We start from the raw sequence: 3,164 nt of genomic DNA, 5'->3' as shown, positions 1-3,164 counted from the left end.
CGCCCGCTCCCACAGGTTTGGCGCTGAACGCAAGAAAAGCGCGATTCCCTGTAGGAGCGGGCGTGCCCGCGAAGGGTCGCAAAGCGGCCCCAAATTACTTAACTGACAGGCATTTATCCATTGGCTGTTCCGGCCTATTCAACCCGGGTCTCGCCGCTGTACACCAGAATCTCCCGACAACGCTTGCACAGGTAACGGCGGCCCTGGCGTACCAGCTTGTGCCGCTGGGCGGTAAACGGGAAGTCACTCTGCGGGCAAGGGCAGCGGTAGATGTAACGGGTCACCACGCGCCGTTGCACCTCGTAGTTGTGGCAGCGGTTTGGCGGCAGTTCGTACACGCCGCGCATGATCAGTTGCCATTCCTCGCCATGGGCCTGGATGCGGTCACCGAACAATTGGTGGGCCACCAGGTGCGCCACTTCGTGCGCGACCGTCTGGCGCAGAAAGTCCTCCTGATTGTCACGGTACAACTGCAGGTTGAAACGCAGCAGGTTCTCGTGCAGGTGGGCGACGCCGGCTTTTTGCCCGCGCAGCTTGAAGCTGATTTCCGGGCGCGGGAACTGGCGTTTGAAGAAGGTTTCGGCTTGCTGGTAACAGGTTTCGACGCGTTGCTTGAGCAGCTCGGGCATGGCGGGGTGGTTCTCCTGACCCGATCATTATGCCGCAACCTCGGGCCATGTGCCGAGCCACCGGTCAGCGCTCAGCCAAGGGCCGCCTTGCGGCGGCCCCTGGTTGATGCCCCGGTGTTGGTCGAGTCTGTTCTAGTTGGTGTAGACCGGCCCCACGCCCAGTCCCCAGATGATCACCGTGGCGGCCATGATCGCCACCAGCACTACCAGGCCCACCGCCAGCACCGAGCTGGAGAACAGGAAGCCTTCGTCAGCGGGTATGTTCATGAAGGTCGGCAAGCCGACGTACAGCAGGTACACCGTGTAACAGACCGCCGCAGTGCCGATCAGCATGCCCAGCCACAAGTGCGGGTACAGCGCCGCCAGGCCGCCGATGAACAATGGGGTGGCCGTATAGGTGGCGAACGCTATGCACTGGGCCATGGATGGGTTGGCATCGTAGGTGCGGGCCATCCAGTGGATGAACGCGCCCATTACCGCTACCCCGGCCAGCATCGCCAGGTAGGACATGATGCTCATCCACAGGGCACTCTCCATGGTCAGCATCACGGCCGGCCGGTCGCCGATCACCCAGCCGACCTGGGTGGTGCCGATGAACGCGGACACTGCGGGAATCGCCGCAAGGATCAGGGTGTGCGTCAGGTACATGTGGCTGATGGATTCTTCTTCGCCACGGATTTCCCGCCATTCCTGGTCGGGATGGGTAAACAGCCCCACAACGTGATGAATCATGCCGTCACTCCTCTCAATGTTGCCAAACGCCCCCAAATGGAGCGCAAGCGGCCCGAGGCCGAACACCGAAGCAAGCGGTAATGTGGCCTTATGTGGCAGTATAGGAAGCGGTTACCCGCACAAACCGCGCTTTTTAGAGCAAATTGCGCTGTCGCCCGCCCTGGTGATTACATTGAAGTCTTTGTCGGAATGCCTACAGCGCGGGCGCGTTTGTGCGTAAAATAGCCGCCTTTTGTCACACCTCGCGGATTCAAGCGCTATGGGCACCCTCTCGGTCAACCAGAACAAACTGCAAAAACGCCTGCGTCGTCTCGCCGGCGAAGCCATCACCGACTACAACATGATCGAGGATGGCGACAAGGTCATGGTCTGCCTGTCCGGCGGCAAGGACAGCTACACCATGCTCGATGTTCTGTTGCACCTGCAGAAGGTGGCGCCGATCACCTTCGAGATCGTTGCGGTGAACATGGACCAGAAGCAACCAGGGTTCCCCGAGCACGTGCTGCCGGCGTACCTGAAGGCGCTGGGGGTCGAGTACCACATCGTCGAGAAGGACACCTACTCGGTGGTCAAGGAGCTGGTGCCCGAGGGCAAGACCACCTGTTCGCTGTGCTCGCGCCTGCGCCGTGGCACGCTGTACACCTTCGCCGACGAAATCGGTGCGACCAAGATGGCGCTGGGGCACCACCGCGACGACATCGTCGAAACCTTCTTCCTCAACATGTTCTTCAACGGCGCGCTCAAGGGCATGCCGCCGAAGCTGCGTGCCGACGATGGCCGCAACGTGGTGATCCGCCCGTTGGCCTACTGCAGCGAGAAGGATATCCAGGCCTACTCGGACATGAAGGCCTTCCCGATCATCCCGTGCAACCTGTGCGGCTCGCAGGAAAACCTGCAGCGCCAGGTGGTCAAGGACATGCTGGTGGAGTGGGAGCGCAAGCACCCGGGCCGTACCGAGAGCATTTTCCGTGCATTGCAGAACGTGGCGCCGTCGCAGCTGGCCGACCGCAACCTGTTCGACTTCACCAGCCTGAAGATCGACGAAAACGCGGCGCCGCGCTTCCTGGACGTGGTGAACATCTAGGCCTATGCGCGATTATCAGTGGCTGCATGAGTACTGCCTGAACCGCTTCGGCTCTGCCCAGGCGCTGGAAGCCTTCCTGCCGCAGCCGCGCACGCCGGCGCAACTGCGCCAGATCAGCGACGACCGCTACTTGTCGACCTTGGCCCTGCGTGTATTTCGCGCTGGCCTCAAGCACAGCCTGGTGGATGCCAAGTGGCCAGCCTTCGAGCAGGTGTTTTTCGGCTTCGACCCGGAAAAAGTGGTGTTGATGGGCGCCGAACACCTGGAGCGGCTGATGCAGGATCAGCGCATCATCCGCCACCTGGGCAAACTCAAGAGCGTGCCACGCAATGCACAGATGGTGCTGGACATCGCCAAGGTGCATGGCAGTTTTGGCGCGTTCGTTGCCGACTGGCCGGTGACCGACATTGTCGGGCTGTGGAAGTACCTGGCCAAGCATGGCAACCAGCTCGGCGGTTTGTCGGCGCCACGGTTCTTGCGCATGGTTGGCAAGGACACCTTTGTCCCGACCGAGGATATGGCGGCGGCGCTGATTGCCCAAAAAGTGATCGACAAGCAGCCGACCAGCCAGCGCGACCTGGCGCTGGTGCAGCAGGTGTTCAACCAGTGGCACGCCGAAAGCGGGCGGCCGCTGTGCCAGTTGTCGGTGATGCTGGCGCATACCGTCAACCATTGAGCATGCCGGGGCCGCTGTGCGGTCCAATCGCCGGCAAGCCAGC

General features: G+C 61.7%; 4 protein-coding genes. 2 read left to right on the top strand and 2 right to left on the bottom strand.

What is annotated here, in order from left to right; translation table 11 throughout:
• Positions 1–134: 134 nt before the first annotated feature.
• Together G1E_RS24715 and G1E_RS24710 are read right to left on the bottom strand one after the other, a co-directional pair.
• Complete coding sequence (locus tag G1E_RS24715; protein ID WP_009686036.1) at positions 135–629, bottom strand: SprT family zinc-dependent metalloprotease; 495 nt, start codon at positions 627–629, stop codon at positions 135–137.
• A 132-nt stretch (positions 630–761) separates the two neighbouring features.
• Positions 762–1,361, bottom strand: coding sequence for a Yip1 family protein (locus G1E_RS24710; RefSeq protein WP_009686035.1), 600 nt, complete (start codon positions 1,359–1,361; stop codon positions 762–764).
• Positions 1,362–1,620: 259 nt separating this feature from the next.
• On the opposite strand from G1E_RS24710, the gene ttcA reads away from it, so the two are divergent.
• Positions 1,621–2,445, top strand: a complete 825-nt coding sequence (gene ttcA, locus G1E_RS24705) for a tRNA 2-thiocytidine(32) synthetase TtcA (protein ID WP_009686034.1) — start codon at positions 1,621–1,623, stop codon at positions 2,443–2,445.
• Positions 2,446–2,449: 4 nt separating this feature from the next.
• Complete coding sequence (locus G1E_RS24700) at positions 2,450–3,121, top strand: DNA-3-methyladenine glycosylase I (protein WP_009686033.1); 672 nt, start codon at positions 2,450–2,452, stop codon at positions 3,119–3,121.
• The last annotated feature ends 43 nt before the right edge of the window (positions 3,122–3,164 follow it).

The organism is Pseudomonas sp. TJI-51, assembly GCF_000190455.2.
Classification (GTDB): domain Bacteria; phylum Pseudomonadota; class Gammaproteobacteria; order Pseudomonadales; family Pseudomonadaceae; genus Aquipseudomonas; species Aquipseudomonas juntendi.
The sequence above is the reverse complement of the archived record's forward strand: the minus strand, read 5'-3'. Positions and strand labels throughout refer to the sequence as shown.

Bases quoted from the DNA above. Each gene is read 5' to 3' on its own strand.
- G1E_RS24715 (WP_009686036.1), bottom strand. From the start codon at position 629: ATGCCCGAGCTGCTCAAGCAACGCGTCGAAACCTGTTACCAGCAAGCC.
- G1E_RS24710 (WP_009686035.1), bottom strand. From the start codon at position 1,361: ATGATTCATCACGTTGTGGGGCTGTTTACCCATCCCGACCAGGAATGG.
- ttcA (WP_009686034.1), top strand. From the start codon at position 1,621: ATGGGCACCCTCTCGGTCAACCAGAACAAACTGCAAAAACGCCTGCGT.
- G1E_RS24700 (WP_009686033.1), top strand. From the start codon at position 2,450: ATGCGCGATTATCAGTGGCTGCATGAGTACTGCCTGAACCGCTTCGGC.